Raw genomic sequence first — 24,754 nt, 5'->3', positions numbered from 1 at the left:
TATATTGCAAAACATAGTGTGTTGAATCTGCGAGATTTGTAGCAGACTCCAAAATCAAATATAGGGGCAAATAGATGAGCCAAGAAGAAAAGTTACCAAAGATTCTGATTGTTGAAGATGACGAGCGCCTAGCTCGCTTAACTCAGGAATACTTAATTCGCAATGGATTGGAAGTTGGGGTAGAGCCAGATGGTAACCGTGCGATTCGCCGCATCATTGCTGAACAACCAGACTTGGTTGTGTTGGATGTGATGTTGCCGGGTGCAGATGGTTTAACCGTTTGTCGTGAAGTTCGTCCACATTATCATCAACCGATTTTGATGTTGACTGCACGTACTGAAGATATGGACCAAGTTCTTGGTTTAGAAATGGGTGCAGACGACTATGTTGCTAAACCTGTTCAACCGCGTGTCTTGCTTGCACGTATTCGTGCATTATTACGTCGTACAGACAAAGCGCCTGAAGATGAAGTTGCACAACGTATTGAATTTGACGATCTTGTGATCGACAATGGCGGCCGTTCAGTGACACTTAATGGTGAGTTGGTTGATTTCACCAGTGCTGAATATGATCTACTCTGGTTATTGGCATCGAATGCAGGCCGTATCTTATCGCGTGAAGACATCTTTGAACGTCTCCGTGGTATTGAATATGACGGTCAAGACCGTTCGATTGATGTACGTATTTCACGTATTCGTCCAAAAATTGGTGATGATCCTGAAAATCCGAAACGTATTAAAACTGTACGTAGTAAAGGTTATTTGTTTGTTAAAGAGACTGGTCTATAAACGATGGGTCAGTCATCTAAGATGCTTGTCCATCACAGGACAGGCATAAAGAAGGTTAGTTTGCGTGTCTAAACACAGTATATTTTTGCGCATCTATGCAGGATTAGTCATTCTTGTTGTGTTGGTTGCCTTGTTTGGATATTTACTTGTCCAAATAATTAATTATCAACGTGCGCAGGAATATCGTGAGTCTCTCACAGATGGAATTTCATTTGTGATCAGTGAAGGTGTGGCACGTCAGCAAACTGAACAGCAGCGCCTAGATTGGATTTCAGATGCATCTGATCTATTAGAACTTCCCATTTATTATCTCGAAGCACGCAAAGTTGACTTATCTCGTACTGAAGAAAAACGTATAGAAAGTCAAAAAGCGGTGGTGCGTTATGATGCGGAACAAGGGATTGCCTATCTGGTGATAGGGATCAGAAATGACCCTAAACACTATTTATATATCAAAGTCGATCAAATTGGCGAACGCCAAATGAAGGCACTTCCGGTATTTATTCTGGATTATTTGGTCTATTATCCCGGTCAAGAACAAGAATATCTTAAGAAAATTCAACAACATTTCTCTTATCATGTTGGTGTAGAAAAGATTTCTCAGCTCAATCTCGATTCAGAGCAAATTGGTCGTTTAAGGTCAGATCAAAGTGTGATTTTATGGCGTGACAGTGCAACTGTACGTGGTACCACCATTTCGATTGTTTCACCCTTACCAAACTCACCTACAGATGTGCTGGTGCTTGGCCCCGTTCCAATGTTTAACTGGATGCCCGTCAAATTGGCAGCAGGAATTACATTGCTGAGTATGTTCTTACTCTGTTTGGGTGTGTATGGCTTGATTGTGCCGATGCAACGTAAGTTGAAACAGGTGAATGAAGCTTTAGATGTGATGAGAACAGGGGATATGTCGCAACGTGTACCTGTTGAGGGTTATGACGAGATGGCCAGTCTGGCAACCAGTTATAACAGCATGTCTGATCATATACAGCGTTTGATTGAAGCACAGCGTGAGTTAATGCGTGCGGTATCACATGAGTTACGTACACCTGTGGCGCGAATCCGTTTTGGTATGGAAATGCTGGCAGATGAAGATGACCATGAATATCGTTTGCAACAAGTTGAGATGATTGATAAAGACATCGAAGCGTTAAATACGCTGATTGATGAAATCATGACTTATGCGAAATTAGAGCAAGGTACACCTTCATTAGATTTTGAAAAAATTGTATTGATTGATGTATTAAAGCAAGTTGCGGTAGAAACTGAAGCATTAAAAACCCAAAAGATTATCCACCTCAACCCACTTTCATCTGATGTCATTGTCGATGCAGAACGTCGTTATTTACATCGTGTTGTACAAAACTTAGTAGGAAATGCAATACGTTACTGTGATCATCAGGTCAATATTAGTGGTGGCGTCAATCACCAGACCAATATGGCTTATGTCTGTGTAGAAGATGATGGCCCTGGAATTCCAGAGGAAGACCGTAAACGTGTATTTGAGGCATTTGCACGTTTAGATGATAGCCGTACCCGTGCTTCGGGTGGTTATGGTTTAGGACTTTCAATTGTTAGTCGTATTGCGTATTGGTTTGGCGGGACGATTGAAGTCGATCAAAGCTCAGATTTGGGTGGTGCAAGATTTACCATGTCTTGGCCTGTAGAGCGTTTTAAAAAGAAAAAAGCTTAACTGTTAAATCATGCTGTTAAATATTATCAATTAAGCGCTATTTGACTAGGTTTATCAGTCATCTTTAAAATCATTATTTAAGATAAAACCACCCTCATCCTAACCTTCTCCCAACGGGAGAAGGGACGTTCAATACAAAAATTCACTCAAAAATGTTGGATGCCTTTTGATCTATATTTTCAGAAGATTGGAATTACTCCATCCACGGCAATGCGAAAAGTTGGGAACAGAAAATGACAAATGAAAATATTTTTCTAAGAGAATTTCCAATATATAAAGAATCAATGATAAAAATATTGACGCTTATGATTTCTGATGACTATGAAGAATTGGTAAAAAATAAACTGGCCTATCCATCAACGGCAAATGAATATAGAGTTGCTGTAAATGAATTTGCGCATTTAAGTGGATTTGTGCAAATGACACAAATCCCTGACGATGTATTGGAGGATACAGAGGTTTTTTCTCTCAAAGGAGATCGTGTTAATAAAAATACAATTGAGGTCCAATTATGGTTTGATGATTCTGAATCAGATTTATATGCTGTTTTTTGTGCACCAATAAATGCAAGTAAACTATTACATTTGTATGATATTCGCGTTATGTAAAAATAACGATATCTATCGGAACATCAAAACGGACTCTTTGTCAGACCTTTCTAAGCATAATTACGCAGACCAAACTGAATAGCTTGAGCATTGATGTTAATCATATCCATTAAGGAAATTTGAATGGTGAACGCTAATTTTGATATTACTATTGATCATGCATTTAATGGAAATGGGCATCCTGCATTTATAATAAAAATTGCCAACCAATTTATTGAAATTAATATTTATATTTCAATTGACCAAGTGGAAGAATTGAAAAAAATAACAACAGATTCCGTTGCTTATATAAAGACAGGAGAATCTGCCAACAGCCCAGTTCATTGGAAAAAAGGTGATGATGGCGAGATTTATATTTTGATCGGGGAGGATTGTGAATCTTGGGATATCGTATTAACCATCAGCATTGATTTAATTGCAGAAATTATCACAGGTATTAATGATCTTGTATAAATCGAGTTTTTCAGAAGATTTTGAAGTCACTACGAATGATCAAGGTTTATTTTTGCGTCTTCGTTTTCAACGGTCATTGGCAGTGTTGGTCTATACTGCCGCCAGTGAACTGATCCATGCCATCAACCTAGCATGCGATACTGGGTTCAAGTCATCAGCTTCGAGCACGACACCATGGGAGAGCGATCCTCTTGGGCTTCGTGTAGTGTGGAATACTAGATGAATAAGAACAATGCTATTGTGGACTGAAGGCTTGGTTTCAAATAAAAAAACCACCGAAAATTTTCGGTGGTTTTTTTATGTCTGGGTGTTGCTCAGTGTGGGTCTTATTGTTGAAGCGTCGCATCAGGCGCAATGATTGGCTTGCTGTCTCGCAATGCTTGTAATGCATCATGATTAAAGTCAATCAATAAGCTATTTTGTTCAGCGTCAATTTTATAGCTGCTAATGATTTTTTGGTCACCTTGAATGGTATCAATACGATATTCATCCGCGATATTTAAAATCCCTTCTAGATTTGTCGTGGTTGCGGCAAGATCTTGGCGGAAAAGCTCATAAACATCTCTTAGATCAAAAATTGCATTTTGTGCATCAGCGTGTTTTTTGACGTAATTTTCAATATGACGAATCAGTAATTGTGCAAATAAAAAATAGTTTGGCTTGCTGCTGAATTCCATCTTGTTTTACCCCTAAATTATTGATTTAAAGTTGTTCATATTGAATAGCATATACATAAAAGTAGTTCAATGTGTATAGGCTCTGTAGACAATTCGTCTAAGTTTGCGACAACGAACACCTTTTACTGCAACTGGGTGTTAAATATACAATTTACTAATTTAAGTGGTGATAAGTTACTCACCTTTCAAATGGCTTTAGCTTGAGCCAGTTTAGGTGAGCTTGGCTGTTGTATGTGCGAAAAATGACATCATTGACAGTGCTGACTATTTCGAAAATTTAAATCAGAAAATCATAAGAGGGCACAAGGTAGGTCAAAAGTAGGCATTGAACATTTGGCGCTGGATGGTTTAAAGCGGGTTATTTCACTGAAATAAGTTGGTTTTGATAATAGTAAAGTATAAAAAATTATAAATAACTTTGTAATATTTAAAAATTATCACAATAAGATAATTTTTATCACTTGATTGATCTAATGTGACTATTTTATCACATAGAATGTAACAAAATATTTTAGATGGTAAATCCTTATATTTGTAGAAATTAGCCAATTAAATCGCAGAAAAGCATGGATAAATCGAAGCTTTTACTTGAACTGAATCGGATTAAGCTACTGATTTGTCATTTTTAATTCATGATTAAAAAATAAACTTCGGAAAAACTAATAAGAATAGGGATAAAAATTTGATAAAACGATAAGTCAGCGCTGTATCGCTGTGAATCAGGAAAAATTATGGCTTTTGTCTAAAAAATCATCCGAAAGACTTAGAGCTATTAACTAGCAACAGATGACATCAATCGGGTACAATTGACCAGATTTATTTTGTGTTTGGTGTATTTGCAAGGCCAATACATACATTCTTTGTTAAATAATAGGCCTGCCAGGAGTTATCCCCGCATGAGTGCCATTACTCCATACGATTGGGCAATCATTGCCTTCGTGATCGGCGTGACATTTTTATGTGTCTTTATGCTCACCGTTCCTTTGCTCCTTGGGGGTAAATCATGGGGACGTGCGAAGCAAGAGCAATTTGAATCAGGTGTGGTTAGTGCTGGTGGTGCACGTATCCGCTTGTCTGCGAAGTTCTACCTTGTTGCAATCTTCTTTGTTGTATTCGATTTGGAAGCCCTCTATTTATATGCATGGGCGACATCTGTACGTGAAGTAGGTTGGGTTGGGTTTTTAGCTGCAGCTGTATTTATTTTAGTTTTACTCGTTGGTTTGATTTATGAATTATCTACAGGTGCATTGAACTGGTCACCTTCAGATAAACGTAAAATCGCAGGGATTAAACCTAAAATTGGTTCACCAAATATGGACCTTGCAGAAATTACTCGCTTCAATTCAATTGAAGAGTTGGTGATGGATCCTACTGGAACTATTCCAGCTCAATCTTCTGGTCGTGTGAAAGATAAAACACCGACCATGTCTCTGAACAAGGAGTAACTCGGGAATGAAATATACTTTAACCCGTGCGAATCCAGAAGCTGAACAATATCCGCTTCAAGATCGTCAAATTGTGACAGATCCACTTGAAGAAGAAGTGAATAAAAATGTGTTCATGACTCGCTTAGAGGATGTGGTACACACAGCTGTAAACTGGGGCCGTAAAAACTCAATATGGCCTTTTAACTTTGGTACATCTTGCTGCTACGTTGAATATGCAACCACGTTAACTGGTGTGCATGACTTGTCGCGCTTTGGTGCCGAGGTTATTCGTGCTTCGCCACGTCAGGCAGATTTGATGATCGTTGCAGGGACTTGCTTTGTTAAAATGGCACCTGTAATTCAACGTTTGTATGAACAAATGCTTGAACCTAAATGGGTGATTTCAATGGGTGCTTGTGCAAACTCTGGTGGTATGTACGACATCTATTCTGTTGTACAAGGTGTGGATAAAATCATTCCTGTTGACGTGTACGTTCCAGGTTGCCCACCACGTCCAGAAGCATTGATTCAAGCCTTGATGTTATTGCAAGACCAAATTCAATTAGAACGTCGTCCGCTCTCTGCGGTAATCGGTGATGATCTTCAGCCAGTGTATAAGCCAAAGATGATGCCAGAACGCGACCGTAAGAACGCTGAACGTATTGCAGTGAAAAACTTACGCTCTATGGATGAAATTGAGTAATTTTTTCTGATGAGTATTTGACATATCTGATGGATATGGTCATCAGGGAATTTGACAGAATTTGTATTAAATAGGAAGCCAAGCCAATGGCTGAAACTGAAATTGCTATGCCAGAATCGACTCCAGTTGATTCCCGCCCAGCATTTGCAATTGTAGAAGATCTCAAAGCCAAATTTGGCGAGAACTTTTACGTGCAACCGACGTTTGAAGATTTTCCGACGGTCTGGGTTGAGCGCGCACGTGTACAAGAAGTTCTAATGTACTTGCGTACAGTACCACGTCCTTATGTGATGCTGTTTGACTTATCTGCGGTCGATGAACGTTTGCGTAACAACCGTGATGGTTTACCTGCATCTGATTTCACAGTGTTCTATCACTTACTTTCATTAGAACGTAATAGTGATATTCGTATCAAAGTGGCGTTGAGTGAGAACGATATTAACGTTCCAACAGCGACCAATATTTGGCCAAATGCCAATTGGTACGAACGTGAAGCTTACGATATGTTTGGGATCAATTTCGAAGGGCATCCAATGCTTCGTCGTATCTTGTTGCCAACCTATTGGGAAGGTCATCCACTACGTAAAGAATATTCTGCACGTGCGACTGAATATACACCGTACATGCAAGACAAGGCTAAACAAGATTTCGAACAAGAACATCTTCGTTTCGTTCCAGAAGATTGGGGTCTAACACGCGGTAACGCGGATGAAGACTTTATGTTCTTGAACTTAGGGCCTAACCATCCATCTGCGCATGGTGCATTCCGTGTAATTTTGCAGCTGGATGGCGAAGAAGTGAAAGATTGTGTGCCTGATATTGGCTATCACCACCGTGGTGTGGAAAAGATGGCTGAACGTCAAACTTGGCATTCATTTATTCCATATACAGACCGTGTTGACTACTTAGGTGGTTGTGCGCAAAACATGCCTTATGTCATGGGTGTGGAGCAACTTGCAGGGATTACCGTTCCTGATCGTGCGCAATGTATCCGTGTCATGATGTCTGAATTATTCCGTATCAATAACCACTTGTTGTATATCGGTACTGCGATTCAGGATGCCGGTGGTATGACACCAGTATTCTATATGTTTGCGGATCGTCAAAAAATCTATGACGCAATTGAAGCGATCACAGGTTTCCGTATGCACCCAGCATGGTTCCGTATCGGCGGGACAGCACATGACCTTCCAAACAACTGGCAAAAACTGATTCGTGAAATTCTCGAATGGATGCCAAAACGTTTGAAGGAATATCATACTGCTGCATTGAAAAACTCAGTATTTGTGGGCCGTACCCGTAATGTTGCGCAATACGATGCTAAATCAGCATTGGCTTGGGGTGTAACAGGTACAGGCTTACGCGCGACAGGTATTGATTTTGATGTTCGTAAATATCGTCCATACAGTGGTTATGAAAATTACGATTTTGAAGTGCCGTTAGAGTATGAAGGCGATGCTTACGCGCGTGTGATGGTTCACTATCGCGAAATCGAAGAGTCGTTAAAAATCGTCAAACAGTGTTTGGATAATATGCCTTCTGGTCCTTATAAAGCGGATCATCCATTGGCAGTTCCACCACCAAAAGATAAGACTTTACAAGATATTGAAACTTTGATTACGCACTTCTTGAGCGTGTCATGGGGTCCTGTAATGCCAGCTGGTGAAGCCTCTGTAATGGCAGAAGTAGTGAAAGGTGCGTCTAACTATTACTTGACTTCAGATAAGTCAACCATGAGTTACCGTACCCGTATTCGTACGCCTACTTTCACCCACTTGCAGCAAATTCCTTCCGTGATTAACGGCAGTCTTGTATCTGACTTGATCATTTATTTAGCGACAATTGACGTCGTTATGGCTGACGTGGATCGCTAAGGGGTAAACGCATTATGATGATTTTGACTGATAAAAAGCCACGTGTGAATGTTGAAGGAATTCTGACCAGCGAAGAAATCCATGAAATTGAACATCACATGGGTCACTACCCATACCCACGCGCAGCGTCTTTGGATGCTTTAAAGTGTGTACAACGCCGTAATGGTTGGGTGGATGACGCGCAGTTACATGCAATTGCTCAATTATTGACAATTACAACTGCGGATTTAGAAGGTGTTGCAACATTCTATAACCGTATATACCGTCAGCCTGTAGGTCGTCACGTAATTTTATTATGTGATTCGATTGCATGTTTCTTGATGGGTGCGGAAACTTTAGCAGAAGCTTTCCAACGTGAACTGGGTATCCAATTTGGTCAAACGACAGCTGATGGTCGTTTTACTTTATTGCCGATCTGCTGTTTAGGGAACTGTGACAAAGGTCCAACCCTAATGATTGATGAAGATACACACGGTTTGGTTGAAGTGACTTCTGTGAAACAGTTATTGGAGAAGTATGTATGAATACCGAACCAAGACCAATTTATGGCGAAGGAAACCCTGAAACTCACCCATTAACATGGCGTTTGAGTAAGCAGGAATTTGTTCGTAGTGCTGATGACTATGAAGCTTTAGAAGGCTATGCAGGCTTTAAAAAAGCGCTTTCTATGCCACCTAAAGATGTTCTTGAAGTCATCAAAGCAGCGACTGTAAAAGGTCGTGGTGGTGCAGGTTTCCCAGCAGGGATTAAATGGTCATTGATGGCACCCAATGATGGTGGTCCTCGTTACCTAATCTGTAATGCCGATGAAATGGAACCGGGAACATTCAAAGACCGTTTGTTGATGGAAAAACTTCCACATCAATTGATCGAAGGGATGTTGATTGCAGGTTATACCCTCGAAGCGACTCAGGGTTATATCTTCATTCGCGGTGAATACATTGAAGCTGCACAATACTTAAATGAAGCTTTAGAACAAGTGCGTGCTAAAGGTTATTTGGGTGACAACATCTTAGATACAGGTTGGAACTTTGACCTGCATGTGCATACCGGTGCGGGGCGTTATATCTGTGGTGAAGAAACTGCATTGATTAACTCACTCGAAGGCCGTCGTGCAAATCCACGTACTAAGCCGCCATTCCCGCAAGTTGCAGGTGCATGGGGCCGTCCGACCATCGTAAACAACGTAGAAACCTATAACAACTTGCCAGCAATTATGTTGCGTGGGCCTGAGTGGTATATCGGTTTGTCTGCGGGTAAATCTAAAGATCCAGGCACTAAAATTTATGGTGCATCAGGTAAAGTGACTTTCCCTGGTCTTTGGGAATTGCCTTTTGGTACGACTGCACGTGAAGTGATTGAAGACTATGCTGGCGGTATGCGCGATGGTCTTAAACTGAAAGCATGGTTACCGGGTGGGGCATCGACTGACTTCTTGGCTGCTGAACACATTGATCTTCCAATGGATTCAGAAAGCATTATGAAAGCAGGTTCTCGTCTAGGTACATGTTTGTTAATGGTCGTTGATGAAACCCAGTGTATGGTTTCTGCAACGCGTAACTTAGAAGAATTCTTTGCACGTGAATCATGTGGATTCTGTACGCCATGCCGTGATGGTTTACCTTGGGCGGTCAAAGCACTTGTCGCAATTGAGAAAGGTGAAGGGAAGATGGAAGACATTCAACATCTTCAAGAACTGACTCGCAAGTTGTGGATTGGTAAAACATTCTGTGCTCACGCACCAGGTGCGATGGAACCATTGATGGGTGCACTCAAATATTTCCGTAGCGAGTTTGAAGCTAAAGTGACAGATCGTCCTGTAGCCCAAGCCAGCCACGTAGAACAAGTTTAAGGAATTCGACTATGGCTACAATTCATGTCGATGGAAAATCGTATGAAGTCAATGGCTCGGAAAACTTGCTACAAGCATGTTTGAGTCTTGGCATCGACATCCCATATTTTTGTTGGCATCCAGCTTTAGGTTCTGTCGGTTCTTGCCGTCAATGTGCTGTTACTCAATATGCGAATCCAGAAGATACTCGTGGTCGCTTAGTAATGTCATGTATGACTCCTGCATCTGACAATACCTTTATTTCGATTGAAGACAAAGAAGCAAAAGATTTCCGTGAATCGATTGTGGAATTCTTAATGACCAATCACCCACACGACTGTCCAGTCTGTGAAGAGGGTGGTCACTGTCATTTACAAGATATGACAGTAATGACGCAACATGATCGTCGTCGTTATCGTTTTACCAAACGTACGCATCACAACCAAGAGTTGGGTTCTTTCATTGCACATGAGATGAACCGTTGTATCGCATGCTACCGTTGTGTTCGTTACTACAACGATTATGCCGGTGGTACAGACTTTGGTGTTTATGCCAATGCATCACGTGTCTACTTCGGTCGTCCAGAATCAGGCACTTTAGAGTCTGAGTTCTCTGGTAACTTGACTGAAGTGTGCCCAACAGGTGTATTTACCGATAAAACCCATTCGGCACGTTATAACCGTAAGTGGGACATGCAGTATGCGCCTAGCGTATGCCAAGGCTGTTCTTCTGGTTGTAACATCTCTCCGGGTGAGCGTTATGGCGAATTACGTCGTGTAGAAAACCGTTTCAATGGTGACGTTAACCAATATTTCCTTTGCGATAAAGGTCGTTTTGGTACGGGTTATGTGAACCGTGAAGATCGTCCACGTCAGCCGCAATTCCGTGCTGCAGCAGAAGTTAAAACTGTTTCTGTTGATGTGGCACTGGATTCAGTGATTGAAAATGTTCAAGGCAAAAAAGTGTTGGGTATTGGTTCTCCACGTGCATCATTAGAATCAAACTATGCGTTGCGTGAGTTGGTTGGCCAAGAAAATTATTCAACAGGTCTTTCTCAAAAAGAACAGAACTTGGTTGAACTTGCTGCATCGATTATGCAAGCTGAGGGTGTTTATAACCCAAGTATGCGCGAAATCGAAAGCTATGATGCAGTCTTGATCTTGGGTGAAGATTTAACGCAAACTGCACCACGTATGGCACTGTCTGTTCGCCAAGCTGCGAAAAACAAAGCCAAACAAATGGCTGCAGACCGCCGTACCCAAGATTGGTTAGCTGAACCTGTAAAACGTATTGGTCAGGATGCAAATTCTCCAATCTATATCTTGGCTGCAACACAAACACGTTTGGCTGATATTGCTGAGGGTGAAGTTGTTGCTTCTCCAAACGATATTGCACGTTTAGGTTTTGCGATTGCTGCGGGTGTAAACGGTGATGCGATTCTTGGTTTAGATGATGATGCTAAAGCATTTGCACAAACCATTGCGGATACGTTAAAAGCTGCGAAAAAACCATTAATCATCTCGGGTACTAGCTTACAAGATGCTGCCATCATGGAAGCTGCTGCACAAGTTGCACAAAACCTAGGTGGAAATGCAGGCTTAACATTGACAGTTCCAGAAGTGAACTCAATGGGTATGGCTTTGTTTGGTGGTTTAAGCTTAGAACAAGCATTTGCTCAAGATTATGAGTCAATCATTATCGTTGAAAATGATTTGTTCCGCCGTTTACCTGCTGTACAAGTTCAGGCTGCTCTAGACAAAGCGCAAAGCGTGATTGTGCTTGATCATTCTGAAACTGAAACCGTAAAAGCGGCGGATGTTGTCTTGTCTGCTGCAAGCTTTGCAGAAGGCGATGGGACAGTGGTCAGCCAAGAAGGTCGTGCACAGCGCTTCTATCAAGTTTATGACCCAAGCTATTACAAACCAGAATATGCCATCAAAGAATCTTGGCGCTGGTTACATGCCATTGAAACGGGTGTGAAAGGTAAAGCGATCTCGTGGACATTGTTGGATGACGTAATTGAGTCTGTGGTCAAAAATGTTCCAGTTCTTGAAGCGATTCAAGATGTTGCACCTGATGCGGGCTACCGTGTTCATGGCTTGAAAATTGCCCGTGAACCGCGTCGTTACTCAGGTCGCACTGCAATGCGTGCACCATTAAACGTACATGAGCCGAAACAACCTGTCGATGTCGATTCCGCATTAACATTCTCTATGGAAGGTTATGTTGGACCGCAAAATGCATCGTCATTGGTTCCATTTGCATGGGCACCGGGTTGGAACTCACCACAAGCTTGGAACAAATACCAAGATGAAGTGGGTGGTCATCTTAAAGGTGGTGATTCAGGCGTTCGTTTATTTGATCGCTTAGTAAAACGTCCTGCACGTAGCTATGTGGCGCCAACTGCGGTTGTGGCAAATCCAGAGAGTTTCCGTCTGGTTCCAATGCATCATATTTTCGCTTCAGGTGAATTTACGATTAAAACGCCGGTGATGGAATCGCGTATTCCAGAAGCGACTTTTGCCGTGGGCGAGCAAGATGCAGCACGTTTAAATGTTCAAGATGGTCAACAACTGACAGTTAAAGCAGGCGAAACGACGATTAGTCTTCCTGTGCATGTGATTGAATATTTACCAACAGGTTATATCGGTTATCCAGTCGGCCAAGCACCAACAGTTTCACTTGCTGAACCTGTATCTGTAACGGTAGGAGTGTAATCATGAGTGAATCTTTACGCGCACTACCGACATGGGCACAAGACTGGCCAATCGCTTATTCAGTGATTCAAGCCATCGTAATTTTGTTGGTTGTGGTTTTACTGGCCGCTTTGATGTCATTTATTGAACGTCGTTTGCTGGGCTTATGGCAAGACCGTTATGGACCAAACCGTGTTGGTCCTGGCGGGATGTTCCAGATCGTTGCCGACATGTTGAAAATCATGTTCAAAGAAGACTGGACACCAAAGTTTGTAGATAAGTTAACCTTCCGTTTAGCACCAGCAGTGGCAATGGCGACTGCAGTACTGTCATTCATGGTTATTCCTGTTTCACCTTACTTAGGTGTTTCAGACATGAGTATCGGTCTATTGTTCTTTATGGCAATGGCAGGTATTGCAGTATATGCGGTGTTATTTGGTGGTTGGGCATCTAACAACAAATATGCGTTATTGGGTGGTCTACGTTCAGCAGCACAAACCATTTCTTATGAAGTCTTTTTAGGGATTTCATTGATGGGTGTGGTGGCAATTGCAGGTTCATTTAACTTGCGTGACATCGTAGAAGCACAACGTGATGTATGGTTTGTGATTCCGCAATTCATTGGTTTCATGATCTTCGTGGTTGCGGGTGTTGCAGTAACGCATCGTCATCCATTTGACCAACCAGAAGCTGAACAAGAATTGGCAGAAGGTTACCATGTCGAATATGGTGGTATGAAATGGGGGATGTTCTTCGTTGCTGAATACGTCAACATCATTCTAATTTCTGCACTGATCGTGACTTTATTCTTTGGCGGTTGGTTAGCACCATTTAATTTAAATATTCCATTCATTCCAGATGCATTCTGGTTCATTGCGAAAACAGCATTCTTTGTAATGATGTTTGTCTTGGCACGTGGTTCTTTAATGCGTCCACGTTATGACCAAGTTATGAATTTTGGTTGGAAAGTGTGTTTACCACTTGCATTGGTCAACCTTTTGGTGACTGGTGCTGTGATTCTGATGAATCAGGCCTAGGACAGCAGGGAGTACAAAATGTATAAAATTCTAGCTGGCGTAGGATCAATTGTTCGTTCGTTGTGGATGGTGTTTAGCCATGTCACACGCAAACGCGATACGATTTTATATCCAGAAGTGCCAGCCGAACAAATCGTACCTCCACGCTACCGTGGTCGTATCGTATTAACACGTGACCCAGACGGTGAAGAGCGTTGTGTTGCGTGTAACTTATGTGCGGTTGCATGTCCTGTTGGTTGTATTTCATTGCAGAAAGCTGAAAAAGATGATGGACGTTGGTATCCAGAATTTTTCCGCATTAACTTCTCACGCTGCATTTTCTGCGGTATGTGTGAAGAAGCATGTCCAACAACTGCTATTCAGTTAACACCAGATTTTGAGTTAGGCGAATATGTCCGTCAGGATCTTGTTTATGAGAAAGAAAACTTACTCATTTCAGGACCAGGTAAATACCCAGACTACAATTTCTACCGTGTAAGTGGTATGGCAATTGATGGTAAAGAAAAAGGTCAAGCGCAACGTGAAAGTGCGCCTGTAGATGTACGGAGCTTATTACCATGATGTGGCCATTTTATTTAATGGCTCTCGTGGCCATTGTTTCGACGATTCGTGTTGTGACCAACACCAATCCAGTACATGCTTTATTAAGTTTGATCGTTTCTCTACTTGCTGTTGCAGGGATCTTCTTGATCATTGGTGCACCATTTGCAGCTGCGCTTGAAGTGATTGTTTATGCGGGTGCGATCATGGTGTTGTTCGTATTCGTGGTCATGATGCTCAACCTTGGTCAACATACAGTTGATCAAGAACGTAAATGGTTGACTTCAGATGCTTGGGCTTATCCAGCACTCATGAGCTTCTTAGTGGGCTTATGTTTGGTTTGGGTATTAGGTTCAGACTATACCCAACATGGTGCAGTACTTGGAACTCAAGTGATTGGACCTAAAGCAATTGGTCAAGCACTCTTTACCCACTATTTATTATTGGTTGAAGTTGCCGCAATGTTATTGCTTGCAGCATTGGTTGCAGCATTCCACTTAGGCAAACGTGAACCGAGTGCAGCAGAGGATAAACAGTAATGGGCAACATTCCTTTAGAACATGGTTTGATCGTCGCAACTATCCTTTTTGCACTGGGTTTTTACGGTGTAATGGTGCGACGCAACCTATTATTTATGTTAATGAGCCTTGAGATCATGATGAATGCAGCAGCATTGGCATTCGTTGTGGCAGGAAGTGCATGGGCACAACCTGATGGTCAAATTATGTTTATTTTGATCCTCACACTTGCTGCGGCAGAGGCTTGTATCGGTCTAGCGATCGTCCTCCAGTTCTATCATCGCTTCCATCATCTGGATGTAGATGCTGCTAGTGAGATGCGCGGATGAGTTATTTATATTTAACGATTTTATTTCCGCTGATTGGCTTTGTGCTTTTAGCGGCAGGACGTAATAAACTTCCTGAAAATGTAGCAGCAATTATTGGTGCGGGTTCTGTTGGCCTTTCTGCTTTATTTGCATTGATTGCAGGCATGGACTTTGTTAAGCAGGGTTCAGTTGCGCAAGCACAGCATTTATGGACTTGGTTCAATGTAGGCGGTTTTGCACCGGGTGTAAGTTTGCATCTTGACGGCTTGTCATTGTTAATGATGGGCATGGTGACAGGTGTAGGTTTCCTGATTCACATCTTTGCAACTTGGTACATGCGTGGTGAAGAAGACTTCGCACGTTTCTTCTCATACTTCAACTTATTCGTTGCCAGCATGTTGGTGCTGGTATTGGGTGACAACTTAGCGTTGTTATTCTTAGGTTGGGAAGGCGTAGGTCTGTGTTCTTACCTGTTGATTGGTTATTACTACCAAAACCCTGCAAATGGTTTTGCGGCAATTAAAGCATTTACAGTAACGCGTGTTGGTGATGTATTCTTACTGATCGCATTGTTCTTGCTTTACCAACAATTTGGTACTTTACACATCGGCACGATTGTTGCCAATGCTTCACAAGTTCTCGCACTTGATCATAACTTGGCATTGATCACATCATTGATGTTGTTCTTGGGTGCAGCAGGTAAATCTGCGCAAATCCCATTACAAACATGGTTGGCAGATGCAATGGCTGGTCCGACACCAGTATCTGCATTGATTCATGCTGCAACAATGGTTACCGCGGGTATCTACTTATGTTGCCGTATGTTCTCTGTGTTTGAAATGACACCAGAAGTGATGCAGTTCATTTCGATTACGGGTGCTGTAACATTGTTGGTTGCTGGCTTTGCGGCTTTGGTTCAAACAGATATCAAACGTATTCTGGCTTACTCTACCATGAGTCAGCTCGGTTATATGTTTATGGCTGTGGGTGCAGAAGCGTATCAAGCAGGTCTGTTCCATATGCTTGCACATGCATTCTTTAAGGCATTATTGTTCTTGTCTTCTGGTGCGGTGATCTTGGCTTACCATCATGAACAAAACATCTTTAAAATGGGTGGTTTGTTCTACAAAAACAAATTCTTATTTGCTTGCTTCGCGATTGGTGGTGGTGCACTTGCTGCAATCCCATTTATCACGATCGGCTTCTTCTCAAAAGATGCAATCTTGGGTGCTGTTTGGGCGCAAGGTCAATCTGTCGCATTGTATAACTCATTGTATTGGGTTGGTGTTGCGGGTGCATTCTTAACTTCGATTTATACATTCCATTTAATTTGGGTTGTATTCTTCGGTGAAGAAAAAACACATTATCACGAAATCAAAGGTGCAACGTATTGGGCGCCTTTAGGTATCTTGGCTGTTCTTTCAACAGGTTTGGCTTACTTCTTAAAAGCGCCAGTGATGAACATTTTAAATGCAGCACATATCCCTGCATTTGAAGTTTCTCAAGCGATTGAAGAAGGGATGCATGGTGCAGAACACCTTGCAGTCGGTATCGCATTGGTCGGTTTAGCTGTAGGCGTGGTGTTATTTGCATTCGCTTATAAAGCGGTGCAAGGTTTTGCAGCCACTTCATTTGGTGCTGGACTTGCAAATATCTGCCGTAATGCATTTGGTTTCGATTCTTTATACAACCTTGTATTTGTTCAACCTTATTTACTCATTGCGAAAATTTTAGGTCGTGACCCAATTGATGGTTTATGGCTGGTATTACCTGCAATCGTAAATAGTGGGAATAAATTTACAAGTACCCGTCAAACAGGTTCATTACGTGAATATGCATCAAGTATGTCACTCGGTGTAGTGGTATTGCTGATGATCTTGATCGTGATTCAGGTAGTGGGGAAATAAGATGGAAATCACAAACAATTGGATTTTACCCGCACTGATTCTTGTACCTTTTATTGCAGGTTTCGCGTGTTGGTTGGTCGATAAACTTGATAAACATTTGCCACGTTATATCGCATTAGTCGGTATGCTCGTTACATTGGGCTTAACACTGATTTTGTGGAAACAAGGTGGCTTTAGCTATGAGTTGGGGGCGAAGACTCCAACTTGGGCAGCAGAATTTTATTTACCTTGGATTAAAACACTCGGTATTAACATTCATTTGGCTGTAGATGGTCTTTCATTGCTGATGGTGGGCTTGACAGCATTACTGGGTGTACTTGCAGTTGGCTGTTCATGGGGTGAAATTCAAAAGAATGTCGGCTTCTTCCACTTAAACCTATTATGGTCTTTGGGTGGGGTAATCGGGGTTTTCCTTGCAATTGATATGTTCTTGTTCTTCTTCTTCTGGGAGATGATGCTAGTCCCTATCTACTTCTTGATCGCTCTTTGGGGTCATAAAGGCGCAGACGGTAAATCACGTGTTTATGCTGCAACCAAGTTCTTTATCTATACCCAAGTCGCTGGCTTGATCATGCTCATCGGGATCTTAGGCTTAGTGGTCTACGGTTCTCAGATGTCAGGTACGATTAGCTTCGACTATAACTATTTACTTGCTGTTGCAAACACTTTAGATGCTCAGGCACCACATATTGCCTATGCATTGATGATCTGTTTCTTTATTGGTTTTGCGGTCAAGCTTCCAGTATTCCCATTACACGGTTGGTTACCAGATGCGCATGCGCAAGCACCTACAGCAGGTTCTGTAGACTTAGCGGGTATCTTGATTAAAACTGCTGCGTACGGTTTACTGCGCTTTGTATTGCCATTCTTCCCAGCAGCATCTGCACAATTTGCCGATATTGCGATTATTTTAGGTTTGATTGGCATTTTCTACGGCGCTTGGTGTGCTTTCCAGCAAACAGATATGAAACGCCTGCTTGCTTATACTTCTATTTCGCATATGGGTTTCGTATTACTTGCACTTTATGCCGGTAATATTCTGACATTCCAAGGCTTAATGATCATGATGTTGGCACATGGCTTGTCATCTGCTGCATTGTTCATTATGTGTGGTCAAGTGTATGAACGTTTACATACCCGTGACTTACGTTTGATGGGTGGTATTCGTGGTCAATTCCAGTATTTACCATTCTTCTTGATGTTCTTTGTCTCTGCGCTTGTGGGTATTCCAGGTCTAGGTAACTTTATTGGTGAATTCCTGATCTTGATGGGTTCATTCGCTAAGTTCCCAACATTTACCATCATTGCGGCGATTAGCTTGGTCTTTGCTGGTCTTTATGGTCTGATCCTGATCCACAAAGCTTTATTTGGTACGCCAAATGAAGAACAGAAAAAGCATTATGAAAGTCCATTAAAAGACTTGAATGTACGTGAAACAGTAATTCTATTGATCTGTGCATTTGGCTTATTATGGTTAGGTGTGTATCCACAAAGCTTCCTTGATATTTCTCACTCAAGTATGGCGTGGTTATCAAATAGCTATATTCCAGTTCAAGAAGTTGTTGATGCGGCACAACAAGTCGTATCTCAACAAAATGTGGAGATCCAATAGTCATGAACTTCACTATGTCATTTTCGGGTCTCATGCCTTTAGCACCAGTTTTTATTGTTGCTTTAACCGCTGTTGTAGTAATGATCCTAACCTCGATCAAGCGTAATCATAATTTGATTGCGACTGCATCGGTGGTGGGTTTAAACCTTGCTGCAATTGATATTTTATTCATGATGTTTGGTGGTTCATTTGCACCATCAAATGTGATGAACATGTTTGTGGTTGATCCATTTACATTGTTTTATCAATTTATTGCAGTAGTTGCTGCACTCGCATGCTGTACGTTATCTCACGCTTATATTGAAACCTATAAAGATAATCGTGAAGAGCTTTATATCTTGATGTTGATCTCTGTAACAGGGGCAATGTTAATGGTGGCAAGTTCTCATTATGCGTCGTTCTTTATTAGCTTAGAGCTTTTGTCAATTCCTGTGTATGGCTTATTGGCATATACGCATCAGCGTGGAAAATCGCTAGAAGCAGGCGTAAAGTATTTGGTACTTTCTGCAACCGCTTCAGCAATCTTGTTGATGGGTATGGCATACGTTTATGCTTATACTGGTACATTGTCATTTACTGACTTCCCTGGTTTGTATGGAAATCAGTTAGCACAAGTGCAACAAATTGCGTCTTTGGCTGACTTTATTGAACAGTTAAAAGGTTTCCTTGCTCAACCAATGATTTTGTTGGGTTCAGGATTAATCGTGATTGCGATTGCGTTTAAATTATCGTTGGCGCCATTTCATAAATGGACACCAGATGTTTATCAAGGCGCGCCTGCGCCAATCGCGACCTATCTTGCAACTGTTGCTAAAGTTGCAACCATTGGTTTATTAGTACGCTTTATTTTAAGTTCAGGTTTCATTCTTGTACCGTCTATCGTGACTGTATTAACTGTGATTGCTGTACTTTCGATTTTAGTCGGTAACTTCCTTGCATTACGTCAAGTCAACTTAAAACGAATTTTGGGTTATTCATCGATCGCCCATTTCGGTTATTTATTGATTGCATTGATTAGTTTAGGTTATGCAAGTTTAGGCAGTGTTAGTGTCTATGTGGTGACTTATACCTTAACTACGATTGGTGCTTTTGGTGCTGTCGCGTTAATGTCGAGCCCATATAACAATGTTGATGAAGCTGAGTCGCTTGCGGATTACCGTGGTTTATTCTGGCGTCGTCCAGTACTGACTGCGACCTTAACAGTGATGATGCTTTCTCTTGCAGGGATTCCATTAACCGCTGGTTTCATCGGTAAGTTTATGGTGGTGATTGCTGCTGTAACCACAGAACATTGGTTCTTGGCTGCTATGGTTGTGGTGGGTAGTGGTATTGGTTTGTATTACTACTTACGTGTGATGATCGTGATGTATATGACTCCACCAGATAATCCTCGTATTGATGCGGTTGATCATTGGGGACAAAAAGTGGGTGGTTTGATGGTGCTCGGCGCTGCTGCTTTGGTATTGATCATTGGTGTTTATCCAGATCCAATCATCAACTTGGCTTTGAAATCAGAAATTTTATCTCCTTTACATTTCTTGATGAGCCAACAACACTAATCGCAATAAAATCCTGCTATTAACAAAAAAAGCCCTCATTCATTGAGGGCTTTTCTTATCTCTGATATAAAAAACATTTATAATAATGGAAATTTACTTTTATCCTTTTAGGTGTCCTCCCGTGTCTATTCAAGAAATTCGTCATCCACTTATTCGTCATAAATTAGGTTTATTACGCCGTGCTGACATTAGTACTAAGAATTTCCGTGAACTCGCTCAAGAAGTAACCATGCTTTTAACTTATGAAGCAACCAAAGATTTACCTGTGTGTGATCATGAGATTGATGGCTGGAATGGTAAAGTCACAGTAGACAGAATTGCGGGTAAAAAAATCACTGTAGTGCCAATTTTACGTGCTGGTATTGGCATGTTAGAAGGTTTTTTAAATCTTATCCCAAGTGCTAAAGTTTCAGTTCTCGGCTTAGAACGTGATGAAGAAACTTTGGAAGCACGTACTTATTATAAAAAATTGGTTCCAGATGTACAAAATCGTTTAGCCATGATTATTGACCCAATGTTGGCGACAGGTTCATCTTTGGTTGCTGCAATTGACGTGTTGAAAGCAAGTGGCTGTAAAGATATCCGTGTTATGGTTTTGGTTGCTGCACCTGAAGGGATTAAACGTGTTGAAGCCGCACACCCTGATGTGACGATTTTCACCGCTTCAATTGATCAAGGTTTAAATGAACAAGGTTATATCGTGCCAGGTTTAGGTGATGCTGGAGATAAAATTTTTGGTAGTGTGCAAAAAGATTAAAATTTAGTATCATCGAAGGAGGCTATAGGGGGCCTCCTTTTTTAATGATAAGAGAATAAAAAATGTTCAGAAAAGGGACTGTTACCTTTTTCGATAATGATTTAGGGCAAGGTCTAATTGAATTAAATGATCATCAACAAGTTGTTTTTAAATTAGAAGATTTTTCAAATCAGTTGCTTCTTCCTCAAATTGGTGAGCGGATTAAATGTGTCGTTTTAGAGCAAGATGATGGTTTATTCGCCAAATTTATCGTGCGTTTAGATCATAAAAATTATGTGAATGATCAAAACAAGCCCTCCGTTCCACATCTTTATTCAGAAAATGCCTATGAGCATATTAGAAATGTTCGCAAAGCGCTGAAAAAGAGAAGGGGATTGGCTGATGAAGGCTTACAAAACCCTCAAACCAAAATTCACACCGAACAAGGCATTTTACCTGACGCTATTCCAGATATTGACTTGGTTGCACAACAGCAAGACACGACTGTCGAGCCCATTCAAACAACAATCAATGACCCAGTGCTTGAAGAATCGGACGGAGATTTAAATCAAGCCAAAGAGATTGAACCTGTAGCGCAAACACAAGTTGACCTTTCCACTAAAGTTATCCAGAATACTGAATTGCAAGACCAAACTCATACAGTTGATAACATTAAACCCATTGAAGAAAGTGATGCTAATACTGTTGTTGATGTGGGGGGAGTGGGTCGAAATATTGAAATCGCTGAGGGCAATCAGAGCGCAGTGTTGCTTAGATCCTTAGAGGTGATGGAAAATGGTCAAAATTTTAAAGGGGATGATTTATATTTTAACAGCCAAATTGATCGGCAGTTGCTTGAAAAGCATATGGATTTAACTGCATTTCAACGTTTAATTCAAAAGTTGAAAGTTAAATTTTTATATTCCAAACGCAAACAAGCTGTAAAGAAAATTCGATCTGAAAAGCGCAAGACGTTGAACCCTTGGGTGGTGATCGTCGCGGTGGTGATATTCATTGCGGTAAGTTCTGTGATGTATGCAATGGATCGTTATAAGCAGTACAAAGTTGAGGCTGAAATGAGACTTCAACAATATCAACAAGAACAAAAGGACAAGATTAAACAGCAGAAACGAAAGGCATATTCACACTAAACATCTGAAACGAGTTGAATATATTTTGCGATTCATACTTATTTTAAAAGAGAAGTTATATGTTTTATTTGGGGCAAATCATTGAATATCATCATGATAAAGGTTACGGACTTTTATTGGATCATAATTCAGCGCAATCTGTAATATTTTACATCGCTGATTTTCCAAAAGAAGGTGGTCAACCGAAAAAAGGGGAAACCATAAAATATGTAATCATCAATGCACATGGAACATTGAAAGCACATCAAATGATTCGTTTAGATGTTGCGATGAGTAATGACTTAAAAAATAAAAAGATCAATATTGATAAGCAAAAAAATATTTTAAGACGAGGCAAAAATGAAGGGCAGAAATTCGGTTTTATGTCTGTGGTGATTTTGGTGATTGTTTTTGGCTTCGTTTATTTTAGTTTTGCCACATGGAATCAATACCAAACCTATCAGGAAGAACAACATGCTAAATTTGCATTGTTAGAGCAACAACAGAAGCAAATCGTTGAGCAACAGCGCAAAGAGATTGGTTATGTTAAACCGGTAAAGTTTAGTGAAAAATCCCAAAATGCTTTAAACAGTCATCATCATTCAGTGCAAAAACAGAATGAAGTAGAATCTGTACAAAGCAACACCACTGTATCGACAACAGCATCAACGGCAAAATCACCTTATCAATGCGATGGTCGTACCCATTGCAGCCAAATGACATCTTATGATGAGGCGGTATTTTTTATTAAAAATTGCCCCAATACACAAATGGATGGGGATCATGATGGTCGACCATGTGAACGGCAATTTGGTAAGTAGTTGTGCTAATCGAATAATTATAAAAAAGCTCCAAGAGGAGCTTTGGTTTTAACCATTTTCACAAAATTTTAGGAAGGCTCTTAAGCCCGGTCCTTGGTACTTTTGACGATGTACCAGCATATATAGTGGGCGAGCAAGTTGCCAGAATGGGGTATTTAAAATCACCAGTTGTCCTTTGTCGAGCAAAGGCTGAATTGCCAATTTAGAAATACAGGACATTCCTAGACCACCGGCAACGATTTTTAAAATCGCTTCATTATGACCTAGGGTTAAGCGGATATTGGCATCTTCAAGATCTTTTAGAATGGCATTGTCAAAGACTTCACGTGTTCCAGAACCTTCTTCACGTAAAATCCATTCAACATGCTGGAAGTCAGACTGCTTTAATTCACGATGTAAATTTGCTAGTGGATGATTAGGTGAACAACATACCGCGAGTTCGTCATCGCGCCAGTGAATGCATTGAAGTTGTGGTAAGAAGCATGAACCTTCAATCAACGCCAAATCGAGTTGGAATTGGTTGACCGCTTCAATCATTTGGCGGGTATTACCAACTTGGAGCTGTAAATGCGCTTGAGGTTGAACTTGTAAAAAGTTTGCCATTAAGTCGGGCATTAAATAATCACTGATGGTCAGTGTTGCACCAATCCGTAAATCAATACTTTGTAGTTCACCTTTGGCTGCTTGTTCAAAGGCTTCACAGCGACCTAAGATTTCTAAAGCTTGAGGAAGTAAGAAACGACCAAGATCATTAAGCTGTAAACGCTTACCAAGACGATCGAAAAGCGGAGCACCCAGTCCATCTTCTAAATCTGCCAAAGCCATACTTGCCGCACTTTGAGTCAACCGAACCGCATCACTTGCTTTGGTCACGGTACCTTCTTGAGCGACAGCAACAAAAACCGCCAACTGGCGTAAAGTCATTCGCATAAGTAGAGCCTTAACATTTTAATATTCATAGATTATATAGTCATGCTACCATGAGGACTATGTTTCATGCCACGAAGAAATCATGTCAATTGAAAAATTTAGCATAGAAAAGGTTTTGTCTGTTCAGCGTTGGACCAATACACTTTTCAGTTTCACCATGACTCGACCTGCCCATTTTAAGTTTACCGCAGGGCAATTTGCTCGCATTGGTTTAAAAGTGGGTGATGATTTGGTGGTAAGAGCATATTCCGTGGTTTCATCCCCATTTGATGAAACACTCGAATTTTTTTCAATCGTTGTTCCAGATGGTGCATTTACCTCCAATTTACAGCATTTACAAGTTGGTGATGCGCTTTATTTGGAAAAAATTCCCTATGGATTCTTAACTTTAGCACGTTATCAATTGCCGCTGCCTAAAGATTTGTGGTTGTTGGCAACAGGTACAGGTTTAGCACCTTTTATTTCGATGCTACAAGATTTTGAAACTTGGTCAAAGTACGAAAAAATTAATCTGGTGTATAGCGTAAGAACTGAATCTGAATTGGCTTATGTTGATCGGATCCAAGAAATTGCCCAGCTTTTTGGTGAGGGGCATACAGGCTTTAAATTTATCCCGATTGTTACGCGTGATCCCAATGCAGCCTTGCATGATCGCTTACCGATTTTGATTGAAAATGGTGAATTGGAAAAAGCCGCTGATTTAAAATTCAATGCTGATACTACCCATGTCATGCTATGTGGGAATCCACAAATGGTAGATGACACTAAAGCCGCATTAAAAGCCCGTGGTTTAACGATGAATCGTCGCGGTGAAGGCAATATTGCTGTAGAGAATTATTGGTAAATCGCTTGGTCGGCATCAGCAATTTTATCAATCATTTTAGATGAGGGAAGCGGCTAAGCGTC

General features: G+C 41.1%; 23 protein-coding genes. 21 read left to right on the top strand and 2 right to left on the bottom strand.

Features of this window, described 5'->3' with window-relative positions; translation table 11 throughout:
- Nucleotides 1-74 precede the first annotated feature (74 nt).
- The 4 genes from bfmR (at nt 75) to PYV58_RS18060 (ending at nt 3,542) form a co-directional block, all read left to right on the top strand.
- The gene (bfmR, locus tag PYV58_RS18075) at nt 75-788 is read left to right on the top strand and encodes a response regulator transcription factor BfmR (protein WP_004722855.1); all 714 of its coding nucleotides are present in this window, start codon (nt 75-77) and stop codon (nt 786-788) included.
- A 64-nt stretch (nt 789-852) separates the two neighbouring features.
- Complete coding sequence (bfmS, locus tag PYV58_RS18070) at nt 853-2,481, top strand: sensor histidine kinase BfmS (protein ID WP_004722852.1); 1,629 nt, start codon at nt 853-855, stop codon at nt 2,479-2,481.
- A 233-nt stretch (nt 2,482-2,714) separates the two neighbouring features.
- On the top strand, nt 2,715-3,089 hold the full coding sequence (locus tag PYV58_RS18065; RefSeq protein WP_034611104.1) for a hypothetical protein: 375 nt from the start codon (nt 2,715-2,717) through the stop codon (nt 3,087-3,089).
- A gap of 123 nt (nt 3,090-3,212) precedes the next feature.
- A complete protein-coding gene (locus PYV58_RS18060; RefSeq protein WP_034611101.1) occupies nt 3,213-3,542 on the top strand; it encodes a hypothetical protein in 330 nt (109 codons plus the stop codon).
- Nucleotides 3,543-3,868: 326 nt separating this feature from the next.
- Here the strand turns inward: PYV58_RS18060 and PYV58_RS18055 are convergent, their stop codons facing one another.
- Nucleotides 3,869-4,219 carry a hypothetical protein gene (locus tag PYV58_RS18055; protein WP_004722847.1) on the bottom strand — a complete coding sequence of 117 codons (351 nt, stop codon included), beginning with the start codon at nt 4,217-4,219 and terminating at the stop codon, nt 3,869-3,871.
- An 896-nt stretch (nt 4,220-5,115) separates the two neighbouring features.
- On the opposite strand from PYV58_RS18055, the gene PYV58_RS18050 reads away from it, so the two are divergent.
- The 16 genes from PYV58_RS18050 to PYV58_RS17975 all read left to right on the top strand — a co-directional run bounded on the left by PYV58_RS18050 (nt 5,116) and on the right by PYV58_RS17975 (nt 22,918).
- On the top strand, nt 5,116-5,664 hold the full coding sequence (locus tag PYV58_RS18050; protein ID WP_034611093.1) for an NADH-quinone oxidoreductase subunit A: 549 nt from the start codon (nt 5,116-5,118) through the stop codon (nt 5,662-5,664).
- A 7-nt stretch (nt 5,665-5,671) separates the two neighbouring features.
- Nucleotides 5,672-6,349, top strand: coding sequence for an NADH-quinone oxidoreductase subunit B (locus tag PYV58_RS18045; RefSeq protein WP_004722842.1), 678 nt, complete (start codon nt 5,672-5,674; stop codon nt 6,347-6,349).
- An 86-nt stretch (nt 6,350-6,435) separates the two neighbouring features.
- Nucleotides 6,436-8,223, top strand: a complete 1,788-nt coding sequence (gene nuoC, locus PYV58_RS18040) for an NADH-quinone oxidoreductase subunit C/D (protein ID WP_004722840.1) — start codon at nt 6,436-6,438, stop codon at nt 8,221-8,223.
- Nucleotides 8,224-8,237: 14 nt separating this feature from the next.
- Nucleotides 8,238-8,747: an NADH-quinone oxidoreductase subunit NuoE gene (gene nuoE, locus PYV58_RS18035; RefSeq protein ID WP_004722839.1), complete on the top strand. Its 510-nt coding sequence runs from the start codon at nt 8,238-8,240 to the stop codon at nt 8,745-8,747.
- Nucleotides 8,744-10,075, top strand: coding sequence for an NADH-quinone oxidoreductase subunit NuoF (gene nuoF, locus PYV58_RS18030; protein ID WP_034611088.1), 1,332 nt, complete (start codon nt 8,744-8,746; stop codon nt 10,073-10,075). The genes nuoE and nuoF overlap by 4 nt, the downstream gene beginning before the upstream one ends.
- Before the next feature lie 11 nt (nt 10,076-10,086).
- Nucleotides 10,087-12,771, top strand: coding sequence for an NADH-quinone oxidoreductase subunit NuoG (gene nuoG / locus PYV58_RS18025; protein WP_034611086.1), 2,685 nt, complete (start codon nt 10,087-10,089; stop codon nt 12,769-12,771).
- Nucleotides 12,772-12,773: 2 nt separating this feature from the next.
- Nucleotides 12,774-13,787: an NADH-quinone oxidoreductase subunit NuoH gene (gene nuoH / locus PYV58_RS18020; protein WP_034611083.1), complete on the top strand. Its 1,014-nt coding sequence runs from the start codon at nt 12,774-12,776 to the stop codon at nt 13,785-13,787.
- An 18-nt stretch (nt 13,788-13,805) separates the two neighbouring features.
- Complete coding sequence (nuoI, locus tag PYV58_RS18015) at nt 13,806-14,348, top strand: NADH-quinone oxidoreductase subunit NuoI (RefSeq protein WP_004722835.1); 543 nt, start codon at nt 13,806-13,808, stop codon at nt 14,346-14,348.
- Entirely contained in the window at nt 14,348-14,866 is a 519-nt protein-coding gene (gene nuoJ, locus PYV58_RS18010; RefSeq protein ID WP_171066894.1) for an NADH-quinone oxidoreductase subunit J, read from the top strand. The genes nuoI and nuoJ overlap by 1 nt, the downstream gene beginning before the upstream one ends.
- On the top strand, nt 14,866-15,174 hold the full coding sequence (gene nuoK, locus PYV58_RS18005; RefSeq protein ID WP_004722831.1) for an NADH-quinone oxidoreductase subunit NuoK: 309 nt from the start codon (nt 14,866-14,868) through the stop codon (nt 15,172-15,174). The genes nuoJ and nuoK overlap by 1 nt, the downstream gene beginning before the upstream one ends.
- Nucleotides 15,171-17,060: an NADH-quinone oxidoreductase subunit L gene (gene nuoL, locus PYV58_RS18000; protein ID WP_275059642.1), complete on the top strand. Its 1,890-nt coding sequence runs from the start codon at nt 15,171-15,173 to the stop codon at nt 17,058-17,060. Before nuoK ends, nuoL begins: the two co-directional genes overlap by 4 nt.
- A gap of 7 nt (nt 17,061-17,067) precedes the next feature.
- Nucleotides 17,068-18,672, top strand: a complete 1,605-nt coding sequence (nuoM, locus tag PYV58_RS17995; protein WP_171066895.1) for an NADH-quinone oxidoreductase subunit M — start codon at nt 17,068-17,070, stop codon at nt 18,670-18,672.
- Nucleotides 18,673-18,674: 2 nt separating this feature from the next.
- Complete coding sequence (gene nuoN, locus PYV58_RS17990) at nt 18,675-20,231, top strand: NADH-quinone oxidoreductase subunit NuoN (protein WP_004819337.1); 1,557 nt, start codon at nt 18,675-18,677, stop codon at nt 20,229-20,231.
- A 121-nt stretch (nt 20,232-20,352) separates the two neighbouring features.
- On the top strand, nt 20,353-20,988 hold the full coding sequence (gene upp / locus PYV58_RS17985) for a uracil phosphoribosyltransferase (protein ID WP_004722821.1): 636 nt from the start codon (nt 20,353-20,355) through the stop codon (nt 20,986-20,988).
- A 62-nt stretch (nt 20,989-21,050) separates the two neighbouring features.
- Nucleotides 21,051-22,118, top strand: coding sequence for a hypothetical protein (locus tag PYV58_RS17980; RefSeq protein ID WP_034611077.1), 1,068 nt, complete (start codon nt 21,051-21,053; stop codon nt 22,116-22,118).
- 59 nt (nt 22,119-22,177) lie between these two features.
- Nucleotides 22,178-22,918: an excalibur calcium-binding domain-containing protein gene (locus PYV58_RS17975; protein ID WP_034611073.1), complete on the top strand. Its 741-nt coding sequence runs from the start codon at nt 22,178-22,180 to the stop codon at nt 22,916-22,918.
- A gap of 48 nt (nt 22,919-22,966) precedes the next feature.
- Here PYV58_RS17975 and gigC read toward each other — a convergent pair whose 3' ends face one another.
- Nucleotides 22,967-23,848 (bottom strand): LysR family transcriptional regulator GigC, encoded by an 882-nt coding sequence (gene gigC / locus PYV58_RS17970; protein ID WP_004722815.1) that lies wholly within the window; start codon nt 23,846-23,848, stop codon nt 22,967-22,969.
- A gap of 82 nt (nt 23,849-23,930) precedes the next feature.
- Between gigC and PYV58_RS17965 the strand changes: the two genes are divergently transcribed.
- Nucleotides 23,931-24,692: a ferredoxin--NADP reductase gene (locus tag PYV58_RS17965; RefSeq protein ID WP_034611069.1), complete on the top strand. Its 762-nt coding sequence runs from the start codon at nt 23,931-23,933 to the stop codon at nt 24,690-24,692.
- Nucleotides 24,693-24,754 lie beyond the last annotated feature (62 nt).

This window comes from Acinetobacter sp. TAC-1 (genome assembly GCF_029025845.1).
GTDB classification, from domain to species: Bacteria; Pseudomonadota; Gammaproteobacteria; order Pseudomonadales; family Moraxellaceae; genus Acinetobacter; species Acinetobacter guillouiae.
The sequence above is the reverse complement of the archived record's forward strand: the minus strand, read 5'-3'. Positions and strand labels throughout refer to the sequence as shown.

Bases quoted from the DNA above. Each gene is read 5' to 3' on its own strand.
- nuoN (WP_004819337.1), top strand. From the start codon at position 18,675: ATGAACTTCACTATGTCATTTTCGGGTCTCATGCCTTTAGCACCAGTT.
- PYV58_RS17975 (WP_034611073.1), top strand. From the start codon at position 22,178: ATGTTTTATTTGGGGCAAATCATTGAATATCATCATGATAAAGGTTAC.
- nuoC (WP_004722840.1), top strand. From the start codon at position 6,436: ATGGCTGAAACTGAAATTGCTATGCCAGAATCGACTCCAGTTGATTCC.
- PYV58_RS17965 (WP_034611069.1), top strand. From the start codon at position 23,931: ATGTCAATTGAAAAATTTAGCATAGAAAAGGTTTTGTCTGTTCAGCGT.
- PYV58_RS18050 (WP_034611093.1), top strand. From the start codon at position 5,116: ATGAGTGCCATTACTCCATACGATTGGGCAATCATTGCCTTCGTGATC.
- PYV58_RS18045 (WP_004722842.1), top strand. From the start codon at position 5,672: ATGAAATATACTTTAACCCGTGCGAATCCAGAAGCTGAACAATATCCG.
- nuoJ (WP_171066894.1), top strand. From the start codon at position 14,348: ATGTGGCCATTTTATTTAATGGCTCTCGTGGCCATTGTTTCGACGATT.
- nuoG (WP_034611086.1), top strand. From the start codon at position 10,087: ATGGCTACAATTCATGTCGATGGAAAATCGTATGAAGTCAATGGCTCG.
- bfmR (WP_004722855.1), top strand. From the start codon at position 75: ATGAGCCAAGAAGAAAAGTTACCAAAGATTCTGATTGTTGAAGATGAC.
- nuoK (WP_004722831.1), top strand. From the start codon at position 14,866: ATGGGCAACATTCCTTTAGAACATGGTTTGATCGTCGCAACTATCCTT.
- gigC (WP_004722815.1), bottom strand. From the start codon at position 23,848: ATGCGAATGACTTTACGCCAGTTGGCGGTTTTTGTTGCTGTCGCTCAA.
- nuoE (WP_004722839.1), top strand. From the start codon at position 8,238: ATGATGATTTTGACTGATAAAAAGCCACGTGTGAATGTTGAAGGAATT.
- PYV58_RS18065 (WP_034611104.1), top strand. From the start codon at position 2,715: ATGACAAATGAAAATATTTTTCTAAGAGAATTTCCAATATATAAAGAA.
- nuoF (WP_034611088.1), top strand. From the start codon at position 8,744: ATGAATACCGAACCAAGACCAATTTATGGCGAAGGAAACCCTGAAACT.
- PYV58_RS18055 (WP_004722847.1), bottom strand. From the start codon at position 4,219: ATGGAATTCAGCAGCAAGCCAAACTATTTTTTATTTGCACAATTACTG.
- nuoI (WP_004722835.1), top strand. From the start codon at position 13,806: ATGTATAAAATTCTAGCTGGCGTAGGATCAATTGTTCGTTCGTTGTGG.
- PYV58_RS18060 (WP_034611101.1), top strand. From the start codon at position 3,213: ATGGTGAACGCTAATTTTGATATTACTATTGATCATGCATTTAATGGA.
- nuoL (WP_275059642.1), top strand. From the start codon at position 15,171: ATGAGTTATTTATATTTAACGATTTTATTTCCGCTGATTGGCTTTGTG.
- PYV58_RS17980 (WP_034611077.1), top strand. From the start codon at position 21,051: ATGTTCAGAAAAGGGACTGTTACCTTTTTCGATAATGATTTAGGGCAA.
- nuoH (WP_034611083.1), top strand. From the start codon at position 12,774: ATGAGTGAATCTTTACGCGCACTACCGACATGGGCACAAGACTGGCCA.